The 17631-nt window shown below is 46.0% G+C and carries 14 protein-coding genes; all 14 read right to left on the bottom strand.

Features of this window, described 5'->3' with window-relative positions:
• Positions 1-5: 5 nt before the first annotated feature.
• The 14 genes from rfbD to ACZYTD_RS07195 all read right to left on the bottom strand — a co-directional run bounded on the left by rfbD (position 6) and on the right by ACZYTD_RS07195 (position 17612).
• Positions 6-887, bottom strand: a complete 882-nt coding sequence (gene rfbD, locus ACZYTD_RS07130; protein WP_463890669.1) for a dTDP-4-dehydrorhamnose reductase — start codon at positions 885-887, stop codon at positions 6-8.
• Positions 888-1187: 300 nt separating this feature from the next.
• Positions 1188-2621 (bottom strand): mannose-1-phosphate guanylyltransferase/mannose-6-phosphate isomerase, encoded by a 1434-nt coding sequence (locus ACZYTD_RS07135; protein ID WP_463890671.1) that lies wholly within the window; start codon positions 2619-2621, stop codon positions 1188-1190.
• A 261-nt stretch (positions 2622-2882) separates the two neighbouring features.
• Positions 2883-3884 (bottom strand): glycosyltransferase family 2 protein, encoded by a 1002-nt coding sequence (locus ACZYTD_RS07140; protein WP_463890673.1) that lies wholly within the window; start codon positions 3882-3884, stop codon positions 2883-2885.
• Between the two features lie 81 nt (positions 3885-3965).
• Positions 3966-5078: a DUF1972 domain-containing protein gene (locus tag ACZYTD_RS07145; protein ID WP_463890675.1), complete on the bottom strand. Its 1113-nt coding sequence runs from the start codon at positions 5076-5078 to the stop codon at positions 3966-3968.
• A 121-nt stretch (positions 5079-5199) separates the two neighbouring features.
• Positions 5200-6366, bottom strand: coding sequence for a glycosyltransferase family 4 protein (locus tag ACZYTD_RS07150; protein WP_463890677.1), 1167 nt, complete (start codon positions 6364-6366; stop codon positions 5200-5202).
• 97 nt (positions 6367-6463) lie between these two features.
• Positions 6464-7552 (bottom strand): glycoside hydrolase family 99-like domain-containing protein, encoded by a 1089-nt coding sequence (locus ACZYTD_RS07155; RefSeq protein WP_463890679.1) that lies wholly within the window; start codon positions 7550-7552, stop codon positions 6464-6466.
• 221 nt (positions 7553-7773) lie between these two features.
• Positions 7774-8874 carry a glycoside hydrolase family 99-like domain-containing protein gene (locus ACZYTD_RS07160; RefSeq protein WP_463890680.1) on the bottom strand — a complete coding sequence of 367 codons (1101 nt, stop codon included), beginning with the start codon at positions 8872-8874 and terminating at the stop codon, positions 7774-7776.
• A gap of 218 nt (positions 8875-9092) precedes the next feature.
• Entirely contained in the window at positions 9093-10178 is a 1086-nt protein-coding gene (locus ACZYTD_RS07165; RefSeq protein ID WP_463890681.1) for a glycoside hydrolase family 99-like domain-containing protein, read from the bottom strand.
• Between the two features lie 50 nt (positions 10179-10228).
• Positions 10229-11434: a glycosyltransferase gene (locus tag ACZYTD_RS07170; RefSeq protein ID WP_463890682.1), complete on the bottom strand. Its 1206-nt coding sequence runs from the start codon at positions 11432-11434 to the stop codon at positions 10229-10231.
• A 1-nt stretch (position 11435) separates the two neighbouring features.
• Positions 11436-12464, bottom strand: a complete 1029-nt coding sequence (locus ACZYTD_RS07175) for a glycosyltransferase family 2 protein (RefSeq protein ID WP_463890683.1) — start codon at positions 12462-12464, stop codon at positions 11436-11438.
• Positions 12448-13845 (bottom strand): O-antigen ligase family protein, encoded by a 1398-nt coding sequence (locus ACZYTD_RS07180; RefSeq protein WP_463890685.1) that lies wholly within the window; start codon positions 13843-13845, stop codon positions 12448-12450. The genes ACZYTD_RS07175 and ACZYTD_RS07180 overlap by 17 nt, the downstream gene beginning before the upstream one ends.
• A complete protein-coding gene (locus ACZYTD_RS07185) occupies positions 13829-14899 on the bottom strand; it encodes a glycosyltransferase family 4 protein (RefSeq protein WP_463890687.1) in 1071 nt (356 codons plus the stop codon). The genes ACZYTD_RS07180 and ACZYTD_RS07185 overlap by 17 nt, the downstream gene beginning before the upstream one ends.
• Positions 14899-16158, bottom strand: a complete 1260-nt coding sequence (locus ACZYTD_RS07190) for a polysaccharide pyruvyl transferase family protein (RefSeq protein WP_463890690.1) — start codon at positions 16156-16158, stop codon at positions 14899-14901. Before ACZYTD_RS07190 ends, ACZYTD_RS07185 begins: the two co-directional genes overlap by 1 nt.
• On the bottom strand, positions 16158-17612 hold the full coding sequence (locus tag ACZYTD_RS07195; protein WP_463890692.1) for an oligosaccharide flippase family protein: 1455 nt from the start codon (positions 17610-17612) through the stop codon (positions 16158-16160). Before ACZYTD_RS07195 ends, ACZYTD_RS07190 begins: the two co-directional genes overlap by 1 nt.
• Between the last annotated feature and the right edge of the window lie 19 nt (positions 17613-17631).

Here is a 17631-nt window from a genome sequence, read left to right on the forward strand (position 1 = left end):
GCTCCTCAGACATAAGCCTGAATACGTTGTAGTGCTGCCTGCCAGTCACTGGGGGCAATGCCGAATACGCGTTTGATCATGCTGCAGTCGAGGCGTGAATTGGCCGGACGGCTGGCAGGGGTCGGATAGTCGCTGGTGGCAATGCCCTTCACTTCCGGCAACTTGGCCAACACACCTTGCTCGCCAGCCACCTTGAAGATGGCCTCGGCAAAGCCGCACCAGCTCACATGGGGCTCACCGGCGAAGTGATAGATGCCCCAATCGGCAAACCCAGGAGCCGAAGCCTGCCTGGCCATCTCCAGCAGAGCGGCGGCAATATCACCAGCATAGGTTGGGCCACCCAGCTGATCGGCCACTATGCCGAGTGAATCACGGCTGGCGGCCAGACGCAGCATGGTCTTGACGAAGTTGTTGCCATGTTCGCCAAACACCCAGGCGGTGCGCAGGATCAGATAGTGCGGGCAGGCCGCCGCTACCGCCTCTTCACCCGCCAGCTTGGAGGCGCCATAGACCCCTTGCGGCGCGACCGGATCGCTTTCCAGATAGAGACCTGGCTTATCACCGGCAAAGACATAATCGGTGGAGATATGCAGCATCACGGCGCCCACGGCATTAGCCGCTTCCGCCAGATAGGCCGGTCCATCCCGGTTGATGGCATAGGAGGCATCCACTTCGGTTTCGGCCTTGTCCACGGCAGTATGGGCCGCCGCATTGATGATGGCCGTCGGGCGGAACTCGTTGACCACCCGCAGCACCTGCTCGCGTTGCGTAATATCCAGCTCATCGCGATCCACCGCCAGGACATCCCACCCCAGTTGTGTCGCCTGCTGCACCAGACAATGCCCGACCTGGCCCTTGAAGCCTGTTACCAGCAATTTGCCAGCCATACTCACCTCGTTGTCGTTAGTGAACGCCCAGATTTCGTAGGTACGATTAGCGAAGCGTAATCGTACGCATGGGAGTGTAAGCCTCAATTGTGTATTTGATGTTTACTCTGCGGCTTTGCCTGTTTTATTTGAAATACTGATTCAATCAGATTTCATTCGTACGATTGCCCGTCATTCGTACGATTACGCTTCGCTAATCGTACCTACATGGGGACATCAGCTTAACCCCAGCCCTCCCCTTGAAAAAAGGAGAGTGAAAATCTACTCCTCCCCCTTACCAAGGGGGAGGCCGGGAGGGGGTTAGGCTCTGCCGTAGCGATCTTCGAAGCGGACGATATCATCCTCGCCCAGATAAGAACCCGACTGAACCTCGATGAGCTCCAGCGGTATCTTGCCAGGGTTTTCCAGGGCATGGATTTGCCCAACCGGCAGATAGACAGATTGGTTCTCGGTGACCAGCTGCACCTTGTCGCCATTGGTGACGCTAGCGGTGCCGGAGACCACGATCCAGTGCTCGGCTCTGTGGTGATGCATCTGGATGGAGAGCTTCTCGCCCGGTTTCACGGTAATGCGCTTAACCTGATAGCGAGCGCCATTGTCGATGGAGTCATACTTGCCCCAAGGGCGGTACACTTCCCGGTGAATGTGGTGCTCTTTACGACCGCTGGCCTTGAGCTGCTCCACCACCTTCTTCACATCCTGAACCTGATCGCGACGCGCCACTAGGGTGGCATCCTTGGTCTGCACCACCACCAGATCCTCTACCCCTACCAGACTCACCAAGGAGCTTTCGGCGTAGACATAGTTATTGTGGCTGTTCTGCACCAGCACATCGCCATGGTTGACGTTGCCATGGCCATCCTTCTCGCTGATATCCCACAAAGAAGACCAGGAGCCCACATCGCTCCAACCGGCATTCATGGGCACCACGACCGCATCCTGGGTCTTCTCCATCACCGCATAGTCGATGGAGTCATCAGGGCAGGCGGCAAAGGCCACCTTATCAACACGGACAAAGTCCATATCCGAGCCATCGCTAGCAAGTGCCTGTTCACAAGCGGCGTAGATATCGGGGCGGAAGGCTTTCAGCTCGGTAAGGTAGCGGCTGGCCTTGAAGAGGAACATGCCGCTGTTCCAGTAGTAGTCGCCGCTGGCGAGATAGTCCTTGGCCGTTTCCAAGTTAGGCTTCTCGACAAACTCAGCCACCGTGTAGCCGCTATCGGCCAGGCTGTCGCCACGGCGGATATAGCCATAGCCCGTTTCAGGTGCGGTGGCCACTATGCCAAAGGTGACCAGCTTATCGGCCTCGGCAAACGGCACGGCCGCCTGCACCGCATGGCGGAAGGCAACCGGATTTTTGATCACATGATCGGCCGCCAACACCAGCAGCAGCGGGTCTTGGCCGTTCTTCAGAGCCGTCAGGGCCGCCAGCGCGATAGCCGGAGCGGTATTGCGCCCAACCGGCTCCAATATGATATTGCCTGCTAGCTTGCCCTGCTCACGCAACTGCTCAGCCACCAGGAAGCGATGATCTTCGTTACAGATAACCAAGGGGTTTGAGCAGGCAAGCCCCTCTAACCGCGCGACCGTGTTTTGCAACATGGTCAGCTCGCCATCCAGCTTCAAGAACTGCTTGGGGAACAAGACGCGAGAAAGCGGCCAAAGCCGAGATCCAGAACCACCCGCCATGATGACAGGGAAAATCGTAACGCTGTTTTTAACATCAATATTCATTGAAAAAACCCCAACAACTCTTAAGCATAACTGCGCCCTGCGCCATTGATGACTGCATTTCAAGATTTTGCCACATGCGGAATGCGCCGTTTGTAAAAATCCGCCACAGCAGTGTAACTCTTAAGTCAATAACATCAACGCCAAAAGCACTCTAATCACTACATTCAAAACTCATGCTGGACGTTTATATATAAACAGTGATTTATTGTAGCCAGATCAAAGTCAAATATAAATCACTACAGATAAAAACAGACTCTCCAGTTATTTAATAACAATCGAATCAATTGCCACCGACGGATTCCGCTGAGATCGGAGTAAACCTCTAAACATACCTGCCGCATAAAAATTGATATTCAGATAGCCAATTAGGCCATTTTTTAATGATTTATTCTTATGAATCAACTTAATAGCAAATAGTAGTTGAACAACAAGCGAGAACAACAATAAACTTATGTTAACTTCTGACAGTAGCAATCCAGCCAGAAGCAAAACCCAAGATGCAACAACAATCCATAGCTGTTTGAACATTAATGCTATATGGAAAAATTCTAGTTTCCCCAAGTTAGCTCTCATCCATTCTCCGGGACCATCAATATGGTGGCTTTTCCATCTTTTCCACAACAAAGACAGAGAGTCATCTGTTTTTCCATAATGCTTTATCGCTGGAGCACTAATACGTTCCATAAGAAACCCGGCTGCTCGCAATCGCAAACCAAGTTCCTTTTCCTCATACGAATGCAAATTTCTATTAGTTAAATATCCTATTTTCTTCAGCGAGGAACCACGGTAGAGCCCCCCCATATCCAGCTCATTCTGAAGGCCAATCACTCGTCCATCAGACTGTGCCTTACGAGACTCAAACTCATAATTTCCACCGCCAAGTTCTTCCACTAAACCAGCAACACCACCTAAGTGGTGATTGTTTTCCAAGTGTGAGACAGCACTTATAAGAAAATCTGCATTGATCTCCATATCACCATCGAGAATATAGATATAATCACAATCCAAATACTGATAACCCAGCTGTGCACCAATACCACAGCAACGCTCACTTCTATTTGCCAACTGAACGATATGAATGGGATAAGAAGAGGCAATATCAATTGTGTTATCCGTCGAACCACTGTCAGCCAAAATAACCAAACCAGAAAATGGCTCGACTGCCAGCAGCGCCGACTCGACAGATTTCCTTATATGCTTTTCCTCATTAAGAGCCTTAATTATTATCGCAACCTTTGAAGTGAAAATTTCTTGACTATTCATATAAAGAACTCATTACAGTGAGCAACTGCTCATCATAGGAAATATCTAAATGGATTTTTTCTCAGCCCATATAAGACATAATTAACTATTTGGCAACCATCTATCCAATAGGACTTCATACTGGTGTAGGATAGTTTCCCATGTGAATTTTTCACTATGAATTTTCTTAGCATTCAGATGTAATGAGGAAAGCAGTTCATTATCTATTAACAGCCTATCGATTTGCCTCGCGCAGCTGTCCATATCACTGAAATAGACGGCACTATCTGCAGCCACCCACTGATTAAACGGGTTATCGTGAGCCAATACCGGATTCCCCGCCCCCAGCGCCTCTACCAATGAGGGGTTAGTGCCCCCCACCTGATGACCATGGACATAGAAGCGGCAATGAGCCCGCAGCGCCTGCACTATCGTCTTGTCATAGATGGCACCGACAAACAGCACCTCATCCGAGGCGGCCACTTTAACCGATGCCTGATAGGCATGATCCTCCTTGTAGTTGCCCAGCACCACCAGGGGCATGCCTCGCGCCTGCCGGGAATAGGCTTGAACCACTTCCAGGATCGAGTTCTCTGGCTCGGGGCGAGCAATCAAAATGCCATATTGACCTGATTTCAGCCCATAACGGGCGAGCGGCTCTGCACTCCCCTTTTCAACACTATCAGCCCCGTAGGGGATCATGGTGATCTTGTCCGGGTTCACTGCCCGCTGCAGATGCTGCTTGATACCGGGGTGATCCGCTACCAGATGGTTTCCCAACCACAAACCAGCCAGCTCGTTCAAATAAAACCAGGTCTTGGCGATCATGCCCCACTTCTGCCGCTTCCACTCTATGCCATCCATATTAATTACATTGGGGATCTGCTTGATACGCAGCAGGGCGCAGAACACGGCCGTGTTGTAACCCAGGGTCAGGCAGAGATCCTTATGTCGGGCGGCATGGCGGGTGGCTATCCAGTCAAAAATCACGGTACCCTTGGCACCTGATTGCGGCACAGGAATATTGACGCGCTCTACCCCTTCCCACACATCCTCGGTAATCGGCCCCTCACCATCGAGCTGGCAATAGACGATAACTCGCCACCCTTTTTTTACCAGATACAGAGCCAGATACTCAGCAAAGGTTTCAAACCCACCGTGCGCCGCCGGAACACCACGGGTACCCAGAATGCGCAAAGATTTTTTTTCACTCATCTTGTTTCCTTAACTAAATAAGGGCATCGTTCAATTCTATCTACTAGTTGCCAAAAAAATAAGGATAATCACGCATGAGCTATACCATTGCTCAGGTCATTCATCCATGTAGATTAATTTATTAGCTTTCGAGTTTTTGATAAGCAGAGATGGTCTTCTGTATCTGAGCAGATAAGCTGAAATGTTGTTTTTGTCGCAACAGCCCCTCGTTCGCTATGCTTGATGCCAGTTCGCTCGAACCCAAGATCCGCGCAATGGCTTTTGCCAACTCATCAGCATTACGCGGCAGAAATAACAAGCCACTCTTTTCATGCTCTATGATATCCAATAATCCACCATGACCTGCAGCTATGACTGGCACGCCTGCTGACATAGCCTCTATAGCAACCATGCCAAAAGGTTCAGGCTCCGTTGATGGAACCACAGCAAGATCAGAGCCATACCATACCGGCCAAACATCGTTCATGAAAGGCACAAGTGAAACAACCTGTTGTAACTCCGATAATAGGATGCGCTGCTTCAACTCATCCAATAAAAACTCTTTCCCAGGAGCGGCATCACCAACTATCGCAACCTTTACGCCAACTAATTTCGATTGTTGGTTAAGAATATGCAAAGCGTCCAACAGTAAGAATTGCCCCTTCCAGTTACTGATTCTACCTACCAGAGAGATCACCTTATCATCAGGGGTCGCACCAATTGCCTTTCTGAATGTATTGATCAAGTCTGAATTTGGTTTTGGTGTCTCAGGTAAACCATTAAATATAACGACAGAGCGGGACTCGAGCGCTGGCTGTTCATCCAACAGCCATTTCTCGGTCAATGAAGAGTTAGATATTACAAAATCAGAAAAGAAAGAGACTAGTCGAGGATATATTTTACTAACCAAGCGAGGAGATAGAATAATCTCATGCACATGCCATATATGTTTTTTCCGATTAAGAAATGACCACGCAGCTCCAGACAATACAGCTAACGTATTAGAGTGCACCAGTGTAACCTTTCGGCCTTTAAGAATATGATTAATATTCTTGCAACCACGAATAACAGAAAATAGCAGTCTGAACAAACCGAGAGGAGTAAAAACAGCACGACTTATCTTACTGACTTCCGCAACATGCACTTCGACATTATGAATTTTAAGCTCAGCTATCAATGGACCATATTCAGGCACTAATACAATTGGGTGATAAACACCACCCTTTGCCAATTCCGAGCAGAGCAGTAGTAGTACTTTATCTGAACCGTATAATTCGGCAGACTGATGAACAAATAGTATGTTTTTCAAAATAGCTCCAAACCATTGTCAAATCTCGTCATGAAAAAACAGGACATCCCTACACTAACATAAAATGACATTTTATTAAAATTACAACATTGAACTTTTAGTTATTTAAAAAAACGTCTCGGATAGCTTGTAGATACTCCATTTGGTAGGAGACTGTGGGCTCTATATAGCTGCCTTCACCATACTCATTCCAACAGCAGATAACGCCCATCTTTCTTGTTAAATCGGGATTCGAATCCATAAAATTTCGTGCAGCAACCAAGTGAGTTTTAAAAGAAGCCGGATCCGAATATGAATTATCATGCAGAGGATCTCCGCTCCCACCCCATGGCCGTTTATCCCACCCTGCTGTCATTGGAACTATATAGGGCAAAGAGCTACGTTTAGCAAATCTGGCCCAGTGAGTCTGATAGCCAAGATCGAGCTCAGAGAACGAATGAGAAAAAACCTGACTATCCGGGAGTCCATGATAGTTATATGCAGAGAGAGCAGAAAAACCCATATCTGAAGCTGTAGATGAAATCATCGGCAGATAAGCACCTGTACCACCGACAAAGTAAATGCCAGAATATCCTGCATCCCTCGCCATCTGCTGTGCTATAGCAAGTAGGTGAGCAGCCGTTTCACCAAATAGGGCGGCCTTTGCATTAATTGTCCCCGCATCTGCAACGAACACTACTGGTTTATTATCTATTCGCAAAAACTCACTCAACTGGAAATAGTTAGAAATCCAGTACGAAACAATATTATACCAATCTGTCAAACCATCCAATTTACAATCATTATTCGCCAATAATATAGAGAATGAAAGGCGATTATGAACAGGTGAAGCCAAATAGGCTTTCAATGCATGTTCAAGATAAACAGTCCCTGGATTGCCATAATACCAATCATAGACAATATAGTTTATTCCATTATCAGCCATCCAGTTAATCTGTTGTGTTGCAACGTCCGCACCACCCTCAGTATACCAATCGTTTAATGGTCTTTTATCTGAATAGTTTTTTATTGGCGCCCAAGGTCTAGGCGATGGTGCATGTAGGGTATAATCTTTCCAGCCTGGGAAATAGTACACACCGATCTTATAGTCACCGGCTCCATATGTGGCACTTGCGTACAACATGCCTATCAAAACACCAACAAACAATCTTACAAATAATTTATATTTCGCAATGACAAATTTCATATTTTATTCTCCAATATACAACCCACTATCCACAATAATAGAACACGTATTGGAGTATATTATATATGTTATTAATGTTAACTATTAAGTATTCAGATAAACATCACATAATTCATACATAGTTAGCTGCGTAACATCTCAAAAAAATGACTCTACATCCTACATACTGACTAATATACCGCCAGCTCCACATCAGAGCTGGCTTATATAACTAGATATGATTACTTATTTGAGCCAAAAGCATTTAGCACTTCTTGCAAATAATCATTTTGATCTGCTTCCGTAGGTTCAATATATGAACCCTCACCATACTCATTCCAACAACAAATGACCCCCATACGTTTTGTCAAAGTAGGGGATGCATCCATCACATTGCGAGCAGCTAATAGGTGATCTCTAAAGCTGCCAGAGGTGGAATAAGAGTTGTCATGCAACGGATCGTGACTTCCACCCCACGGCCGTTTATCCCAGCCAGAGCTCATGGGGACGATATAGGGCAATGAACTCTTCTTAATAAATCTTGCCCAGTGTTGCTGATATCCATAGTCCAGCTCTGCAAAGCTATGAGAAAACACTGTAGCGTCAGGAGCCCCATGGTAGTTATAGCCTGTTAATGCCGAATAACCATCGCTTTTGGCTACCGTAGTGATCATTGGAATATAAGCACCGGTTCCACCGACAAAATAGATTCCTTTATATCCAGCTTTTTTTGCCAAATCTTGAGCAATCTTTAACAGTTGAGCAGATGTTAGATTGTATTTTTTTGCTTGTGTAGAAAATGTACCTGCATCAGCTATATAAATGACAGGTTTGTTATCAACACGTAAATACTCAGTTCGAGAGAAATACTTTGCGATCCAATATTGTACTATTTGCTGCCAATCGCTTTTACCAATAATCTTGCAATCGTTATTGGCTAACATTATAGAAAATTTTAGCCCAGCACGATTGGGTGACTTCAGATAAGAATTCAGAGCATGTTCTAGATAAACCTGATGCTCAGCAAAGTACCAGTCATATATAACATAATCGATTCCATAACTCTTCATCCACGCTATTTGTTGATTCGCAACGGCTTGTTCACCCTCCGGGTACCATCCTAACTTTGGTTTACGTTCACTATATGACTTTATTGCCTCCCATGGCCGTGGTGAGGGAGCATGCAGAGTCAAATTTCGCCATCCCGGAAAGTAGTAAACACCAATGTTATAGTCGTTTGCACTATATGAAGGCATTGAAAAAACAAGGAGCAAAAGCAAACACGCCCTCAAGAAAAAGCAATAGCCCGGACTTACATCACTTTTATAATTAACATGTCGCATAAACCCTCCGCAGAGTCACTAACATTCCAGCAATAGGGAATTATATACATCTAAACTCAGCCTAATTTAGTAACCTTTGCGAGCAAAAGATGCGGGCGTCACAAATATTTACACATAACATACATTATGCAGCCCCATTTAGAGCCTTTCTCCTGATTAATCAGACCTAACCCAGCACCTTCAAGAGTAAAAACGATACATCCGGTTAAAACAGCAGACTATTCTTCTGATTTGAAAACTTCTTTAATTTTCTCTAGGTAGTCAAAACCATATTTTGCTGTTGGCTCAATAAAAGAACCCTCACCAAACTCATTCCAACAGCAAATCACGCCCATTTTATTCGTCGTTTTGGGAGCTTTATCCATCAAATCTCGCGCAGCAAGTAGGTGATGTTTAAATTGCTCAGGTGTCGAGATTGAATTGTCATGTCTACGATCACCACTGCCCCCCCATGGTCGTTTATCCCAACCCGAACTCATAGGAACAATATAGGGTAATGTGCTCTTTTTTAAAAACCGCTCCCAATGTTGTTGGTAGCCAGAGTCTAACTCAGGATAGCTATGTGAAAACACTTTGGAATCTGGTGCTCCATGATAGTTATATGCAGACAAAGCTGAATAACCATCGCCTTTCGCCACTGTGGTAATCATGGGAACATATGCTCCGGTACCACCAACAAAATAGAGCCCCTTTAACTTGGATTTTTGCGCCATTGTTTGGGCTAACTGCAGCAACTGGGCTGTCGTCATTTTGAATTTTTTTGCCTGTATGGCAAAGGTACCGGCATCAGCAATAAAAACCACAGGTTTGTTATTTACACGCAAATACTCCGGGCGGGAAAAATAATTGTTGATCCAGTATTGAACTACCTTCTGCCAATCTGACTGACTATTTACACGGCTGTCATTATTTGCCAACATGATTGAGAATTTCAATCCGTCCCTGTTCGGGGCGCGAAGGTAAGCATTTAATGCATGTTCCAGATAGATGCGTTTATAATCACCAAAATACCAATCGTAAACTACATAATCAATGCCATACTCCTTCATCCAAGCTATATGTTTATTCGCTATTTCTTGTTGCCCCTCATAATACCAACCAAGGATAGGTTTACGGCCAGGATAAGGCTTGATAGTATTCCACGGCCTTGGTGAGGGGGAGTGTAGCGTGTAATCGCGCCAACCTGGAAAATAGTACACACCAATCATATATTTTTCAGTCGCGCGAACTTGGCCACTGAAAATAGCAATAGTAAACAGAAAAAATAACATGCCCTGATGTATCAGATGGCTACCAAAATTCAACGCCCTCATTTCCACCTCGAAATATTTTATACGTTAACCATCTATATCTGCTATTCATTGCAATAGGCACGAAGCTTGACTATCAATTCATTGGCTTTGTCTGCAGCAAAATAGCTTCTAGCATCATGTCTATCTGCCATGACTGAACCTTGAACTTGCAAGGTTTGTTCAATAGCCCACTTAAATTCATCCGGGCTGTTAGCCAGTTGAAAATGTGCCTTCACGCTATCCGGGAGCCCTGCCACACCTTGCTGTGTTGCAACAAGTTGTGCTGGAGTAAACAACATCTCTACCGACTTAATATTCACACCGCTGCCCGCAAATACAGGGTTAACCAATACCTTAGCATTACGCAGCACTGGAATAACGTCAGCTGGACTCTCTAGCAAGGTCACCTGATAGGCAGCGGTTGCCTCACGAATGGCCGTGACAGGTTTCGAACCAGCGATGAATATTCGTAGTGCAGGGTTGGATTGCCGCAATAGCGGGACCACCTGCTTGATAAACCACAACACCCCATCCACATTATTTGGTGAGTACAAGTTTCCCAGATAGCCGATATCGTACTCAGGTACCGCCTCCCACTCAGCTGAAAGTTGCTCGGCAAAGTGGGTGTCTACCATAGGTGGTAACCATTGGCCATTAGTCAGCCCCTTGCCCTGCCAGAAGGCCAGGTCATCTGCCGAAATATCAAAATACTGGCGACAACTGCCTAGCAAGTGGGTTTCCAGCTTCTGCAAATGAGGAAGACTCATAAACTGAGCCAGTCGACTACGTAATGTCGATGCTTTCTGATATTGGCGCTCGCAGTAGAGATACTCGATATTGTGCGAACGGATAAAAAGTGGCACCTGACATTGGTTTGCCAACTGTTCGGCCAATAATCCACCATAGATACCATCCAGCCATACCGCATCAGGGGCAAATGCCGCCACCTCGGCGGCTAATGTCACCATAGCCTCAGACGCCAACGCTCTGGTCGACACCAATAGTGGCCAGCGGCAGAGCATCAAGAGTCGGTAGAGCCGCGACCAGAACCCCCGACCGATCACATGATAGGACATTCCACTGGTTTTCTGTTTCAGTACATCGAGATGTTCAGCCGTGGGTTGCTCAGTAGGCGAATCCCCGCACCAGAAGATGAGATAGATCTCGGCACCGGCATCATGCAGTGCACACAGACGACGCCAGATGTCGACCCGTCCACCATGGGTGGCCGGGTATGGCGATTCATTAGCTATCCAGACAATTTTCACACTAGCGATCCTTCCATGAAGCCAAGAGAGCACCGAGAATAATTTTTACCGCTGACCAATCCCGACGCTTGGTATAAACCACCGCCTCAAAGAGCATCCGGCGCCAAACTGACCCGTAATAATGCGGCGTATGGCGGCGAGCAAAACGCAGTCGATTACGGCTCATATAGGTTAGAGAAATATTGGAGGCCCGCTGGCGATGATTGGAGCCAATAGAGCCCCCCTCCTTGTGCCAAACCCGACTATTTGCCGCCCATGCCAAAGAAAATTTCTCCTTGCCCCGCGTCGCCCAGTCAATCTCCTCGAAATAGAGAAAATAATCCTCACTCATGAGACCTATAGTTTCGAGAAAGGAGCGAGACACCATCATGGAGGCCCCGACCACGTAATCGATCTGCTGTTCAATGCCGACTATCTGCTCTTGATTGAGTTGTTCAAACTCAGCCAGCGGCAAGCCGACCCCCAAGTGCGAACCAACGCCCCGAGCATAATCAAACGAAGAACCCCCCATGGCCTGAATGATGTCGGGCTCATGATAGTAAATCAGGGTAGAACCACATAAACCTATGGTTGCGTCCTGCTCCATGCGTGCCAACAGGCTTTGCCAGGATGAAGCATTAACAACCGTGTCATTATTCAATAACCAGACATAGTCAAACCCGCAAGCCAGCGCATAGCGCACCCCCACATTATTGCCGCCAGCAAACCCGAGATTAGCCCCGGTCTGGATCAGCACCAATTGCGGATCATCACTCGCGCCACCTTGCTCGCCGCTTGCTCGATCATAAAGACGACAGGAAATAGGTAGCGAAGCACGCGTCGCAATAAACGGGGGTAACTCAGCAGCCAATTGGCCGTTAGCCCAAGACTGAATATGAGACAGAGAGTCATCCTGAGAATCATTGTCGCAAACAATGACCCGAATATTGGTCGGCAACGCGACCAGTAGGCTATCCAGACAGGCAATAGTATCCCGCCAGCCATTCCAGTTAAGGATAACAATAGCTAAACGATTAGTTACGGCAGGCAAATCGACCCCCTATTTGCTTGTCATCAGCAATAATTTGACTACTCGATGAAGCCATTGAAATATAGCAAGCCAGCAAAACATATAGGTACACGATTACACTTTGAAGGGCATGCACAAAAAGCAGGAACAAAAAGAAAAACATAAAAGACAACATCAGTGAAGAATATAAATTCAACCCAGAAGTACATCTAGCACTACGTTGCAAGCAACCTAAAATGGGAATAATAAATATTGATATAAAAAACACCAACGCAAAAATACCACTTTGTGCTGCAATCAGTAGAAAATAACTGTCTATCGCCTTACCATACGTAGCATACATTGCCACTTCATAAGCAACTTTAGTATCACCAACCCCCCAAACCGGCGATTGAAAAACAGCAGGCACACCAGAATAAAATGACTGCAATCTATTATGGCTACTCATTATTTCTTCATATGAAGAGTTTGAAAAAAAACTCACATCACTATAAAAAAGAGCAAACAGACACAACCCGACCAATAATATTCCCACACAGACTAACAAGGTCTTTAACACGTGATCTTTTTGCGTCTTAAACCACATGACACCATGATATGCAATACAAACAATCCAACACGTCGCAAACATAAGCATTCCCGAACGGGAAGACGAAAGATATGCGCAGACAAACAACCCAGCCACAACCAATACTATAAAAACCTTACCAATAACACTCTTGAATATATTATTAGCCTTGATAAACATGGCTAATGGAAGCATTATCACAGCGAAATTAGCCAATACTAAAGGGTGTTCAAAAATGCCATTAGCTCTGTATGTAAGATCCCGTGTTTTATCATGAAATGCAAAGGATGATGAAACATTCGCATCACTAACTATATAATAGAAAACATTTAACTTTAATACAGACTCAATAACAACAAATATTGAAAGGAGAAACGAACCAAACATCATAAGTTTGAGTAAAGCGAGAACATCATCCTTATCCTTCAGTACAACCAACAAAGAAAAAAACATTAAATAATTGGTGAAAACAGTCTCCTTTATATAGCCATAAAACAAAACTCCCGCGTTTTCATCCATCGAGATTGAGATCAACCTGAAAATTTCAAAAAATAATATAGAAATGAAGAGGACCCAATGCTCCCGCAAGCGTTCCCGGACAGTGGAGAAAGAAAACCTGCCGAATAAATAAGCATAAATAAAAGTAAGGAATAAAATTAACTTTAATAATCTTGGGGGTGCTAAATTAGGCACGCCGGCCATTTTCCATTCACCATAGCTAGGCCAAAGAAATAGGAAGAAGACCAAAGCAAAAACCAGCCAACGAAGCAGTGTCTCTATTTCAGGCAGCATGGGTCTTTGTGTCAACGGCACCACTCTATTTCCCATCATCATCCCCTAATACCTTGACCAAATTTGCCGTTGCCCGATCCCATGTTAACTGCCTGATATACGCTTCACCCTGTATCGCCAATTGCTGGCGCAAAGCGCTATCCTCTAGTAGACGGACGATAGCGGAAACCATGGCGGTAATATCCTTGACGGGAAACAGCAGGGCTGTCTGTTCAGCTAGCGCAAATTCTTGATGACCACCATTATCAGCCACCACAATCGGACAACCACACAGCAGCGCCTCACAAGGCGTCAAACCCCACCCCTCCTCCCAACTAGCCGAAACAAATAGGGACATGCGGTTATAGAGTGCCCGCAATGACGCCCCGCTGGGGCTCTGGTGATATTCGACCCAATCCGGCAAATTACCCGGGTTCGGTGAAGCCCCAAAGGCCAACAGTTTGAGCTCTGGACGTTGGGAACGTAACTCTTGCATCGCCACCATTACGTCAGCAAACCCCTTCCAATCATATTTATGGTAGAGGGTGCCTATTAGATTCTGGTCACGTTGCGGAAGTGGCGTTTCAATGAAGAACTCCGCCATACTGAGTCCGTTTTGTACATAATGAGTACTTTCGCCAATGTCAGCGCCGATCCCGGCCAACCAGCGAGAGATGACAATCTTTTCCAACGGTAGGCGCCAGGTATCCAGTACGCGCTCTCGCTGCCCACTCCAGCTCTCGAAATGCTGAATAAGATAATATTTCCGCCCACAGCGAGCTGAGAGTTTGGCCACCTGCTCCGCTGTCTCCCATGATGTGGCGAAAACGACATCGGCGGCAGGAAGTTCACGCTCCGTAACATCCTGGATCAGGGTCAATTTGACTCGAGGATCTACATTAAACCATGGGTCGGGGCGCCAGTGACGCGTATCGAACCGCCACTTCCAGAATCTCAGTTTATTCTTTAGCCAGCCACCCGCGGGATTAGGCAAAAACTTATGGGCAATGGTGATGTGATGCCCAAGCACAGTAAGGTGGTTGGCATATTCATACACAACCTTATAGCCACCAACCGGTGCGATAGCAGGCATGGGAAAAACAAATAGGATCCGCATCACTCGCCCACCTTACCCGGCTTGAGCACCCGCAATAGGGCACCAAGCTTAACTCGTAAACCACGGCTCAATGGTTCTAACGCCAGCAATAGAGCCAAGGACAAGCCACACACTCGAGATTTAAAAACAGAGCGAGGAGCCTCAGCCAGCAACGTCAATATCATCTCCAGGGCATGTGCAGCCTGTTTACTCATTTCGTTGACTGTGGCTCTGCGCTGCTGAATTTCACTCTCAGAAGCGGCTTCATAGTGCTGACCGGCGCAGTCATGGATACCTGGTACCTGCTGCATCAATTGCGCAACCTTGGCGGCATAGGGAATGCTATACAGGGTTGCATCGGTGGCCAGTGCACCTATCAAAAAGTGATAACGAGCCCCAATGATTAACTGACAATCAGCGAGGTAGTTGTGCAACTCGCCCAACCCCGTGGGTCTGGACTCGATAATTTCTGTCACAATCCCATGCGGCTGCAACTGCTCGGCCAATAAACGGAGTGTCGGTAAATCACTATCCCGGTTATCGCAGGTAATATGGATGGCCGCATCATCAACCATGGGAACCATTTTAATTCGCCCCATTTTTTCTGGAGGAATGGAGAGGATCAGCTGTTTTACTGTATCAACTAACGTACTCTTACCTGAAGACATAACACCTAGATAAGCCGCATCGTTCAACTCACGAATATTCACGCAGACGTTAATATGCGCCTGAGTACCGCCATGCCTATCTGATGACTCGCAACCGACAAGATGGGTAAATGCGACATCAGGAGCAAGAATTAATTTTTTGTTGTCCGTATTACCTAGAGATAAGAGCTCATAGCTTCTCTTATCACGCACATACATTTTGGTAACACCTAGCATCAGAAATTGAAAACAACTCTGCCAAAATCGACTAGACGAGATATCAACAACGCCTACACTAATCGCGGCAACAGGCTTGCCATATAACATGGCCAACGCAAAGGGCAGTAGTGAGGCAATCCGTTCACGAATGATATCCCCACCACCGACCAAAACCACATCAGCCCAACGGATAGCAGTCGAAATAGCGCCCCACTTACGCAGCCCCTGCTCTGTTTCGAATATACCTCCGACAACAGAAACATTGAGCCTGGCAGCCAGTTCAGCAGTAATATGATGACCAATAATAGCAATTTCTGGATTCTGCCAACGACTCCTGACTCGACATACAACAGCCTCCAGCATCGCATCATCACCGGTATTTAAGCCAGCCCAGTTTACAATTAGTAACTTCATTATGCCCCCAGCCTGACTTGGACTTTACTCTTTATTTCCATCAACATATGCCTTGCGAATGCCGACGTTGAAAATTGCGTAATTATTAATAGCAAGGCAGCACCCAAGAAAACGATGACTGAATATATTGTTGCGTACTGCACGCCATATCCATGCTGCAGGGTCACATATACACCGAATGGCAATAATGCTGCGACAACTCCAAGTACCCCTGGTAAAATTGCACGCATATACGTTAACCATGTAAATTCCATTCTACGCTTTAGCATGAATATTTGTAGCGGCACAACAACCGTAACCCTGCATGCCCATGCCACTGCTGCCATGAGTGGACCATAGTGTACCAAAAATATAATTGTAACTAACCACAGCGTAATGCTAGTCAATGCGAGTTTTAATCTAGCACCAGCAAAACCTAACGCAACCAAGGCGACACTATGGATATAAGCTATAGATTGCAGTGAACCAAAGAGCAGGATAACTAAAATGTATGGCCTAGCCCCCACCCACTGGGCACCAAATATTTCCACTAGAAACAGATAAAAGAATATGGCACTCAAGGTAAATACAGCAGGGCCCACCAACGCAGAAATACTTATAAATTTAAAAAATGCCAAATTGAATTTTTCTCGATCCTTTGTCAAACTTGAAAGCTTAGAGAAAAACACATCAGACAGTGGACCACAAATTACCTGAAATAGCACATCATACAATTTAACTGCCAACGCATATAAGCCCAAAACGGCCGCACCGAAAACAGAGCCAACTATAAACTGATCGGCTCTAGATATAGAATTCTCCAGTACTCGTGTAGCGGTCATGCCCATGGCAAATTTTTTACAAGCTTTAAGTGATATTAAATTTACTGTTGGATAGGGCAACCATTTTGCTGCTATACAACAGATAACCGTCCCGGTTAAACCATTGACCATATTCATTGCAACCAGGCTCCAAACGCCAAAGTTGAAATAAGCCATAGTTATACCGACGAGACCACCAAAGATAGTTCCGAGTATATTTCTTATGGTGATTTCTTTAAATCGCAACTCTTTTTTAAGTTGCGCCTGCGGACACAATCCGATCGCATTAATTACTGTAGTAAGAAGTACAGCTGGCAAAACCAGACTCAAGTCTTGCTTAAATACAAGAGAAAATAGAGGTGCTAGCAAAGTTGCCAATAAAGTAAAACCAACGCCTATACCAACCTGAACTGTTGTTACTGCCCGTAAAAATTGCTTGCTGGTATCATCACTACGAATAATTGATTCACTTAAACCGGCATCGGTACAAGTATCAGCAATAAATGAAATACTCAACGCCAGAGCCATTACTCCCATTTCCAATGGTGATAATGCTCGACTTAATACAACAAAAAATAAAAATGACAGCCCCCGCGTACCAACACTATTGGTCAGAGCCCAGAGAGATGCCTTAAATGTAGACGATTTATTCACAATTATCTCTGTTATCTAA

The organism is Pseudaeromonas sp. HNCC25DJ180 (genome assembly GCF_055413345.1).

Coding starts and splice junctions, on each gene's coding strand:
- ACZYTD_RS07155 (WP_463890679.1), bottom strand. CDS start 7,552: ATGAAATTTGTCATTGCGAAATATAAATTATTTGTAAGATTGTTTGTT.
- ACZYTD_RS07145 (WP_463890675.1), bottom strand. CDS start 5,078: ATGAGTGAAAAAAAATCTTTGCGCATTCTGGGTACCCGTGGTGTTCCG.
- ACZYTD_RS07190 (WP_463890690.1), bottom strand. CDS start 16,158: ATGAAGTTACTAATTGTAAACTGGGCTGGCTTAAATACCGGTGATGAT.
- ACZYTD_RS07135 (WP_463890671.1), bottom strand. CDS start 2,621: ATGAATATTGATGTTAAAAACAGCGTTACGATTTTCCCTGTCATCATG.
- ACZYTD_RS07140 (WP_463890673.1), bottom strand. CDS start 3,884: ATGAATAGTCAAGAAATTTTCACTTCAAAGGTTGCGATAATAATTAAG.
- rfbD (WP_463890669.1), bottom strand. CDS start 887: ATGGCTGGCAAATTGCTGGTAACAGGCTTCAAGGGCCAGGTCGGGCAT.
- ACZYTD_RS07185 (WP_463890687.1), bottom strand. CDS start 14,899: ATGCGGATCCTATTTGTTTTTCCCATGCCTGCTATCGCACCGGTTGGT.
- ACZYTD_RS07180 (WP_463890685.1), bottom strand. CDS start 13,845: ATGATGATGGGAAATAGAGTGGTGCCGTTGACACAAAGACCCATGCTG.
- ACZYTD_RS07160 (WP_463890680.1), bottom strand. CDS start 8,874: ATGCGACATGTTAATTATAAAAGTGATGTAAGTCCGGGCTATTGCTTT.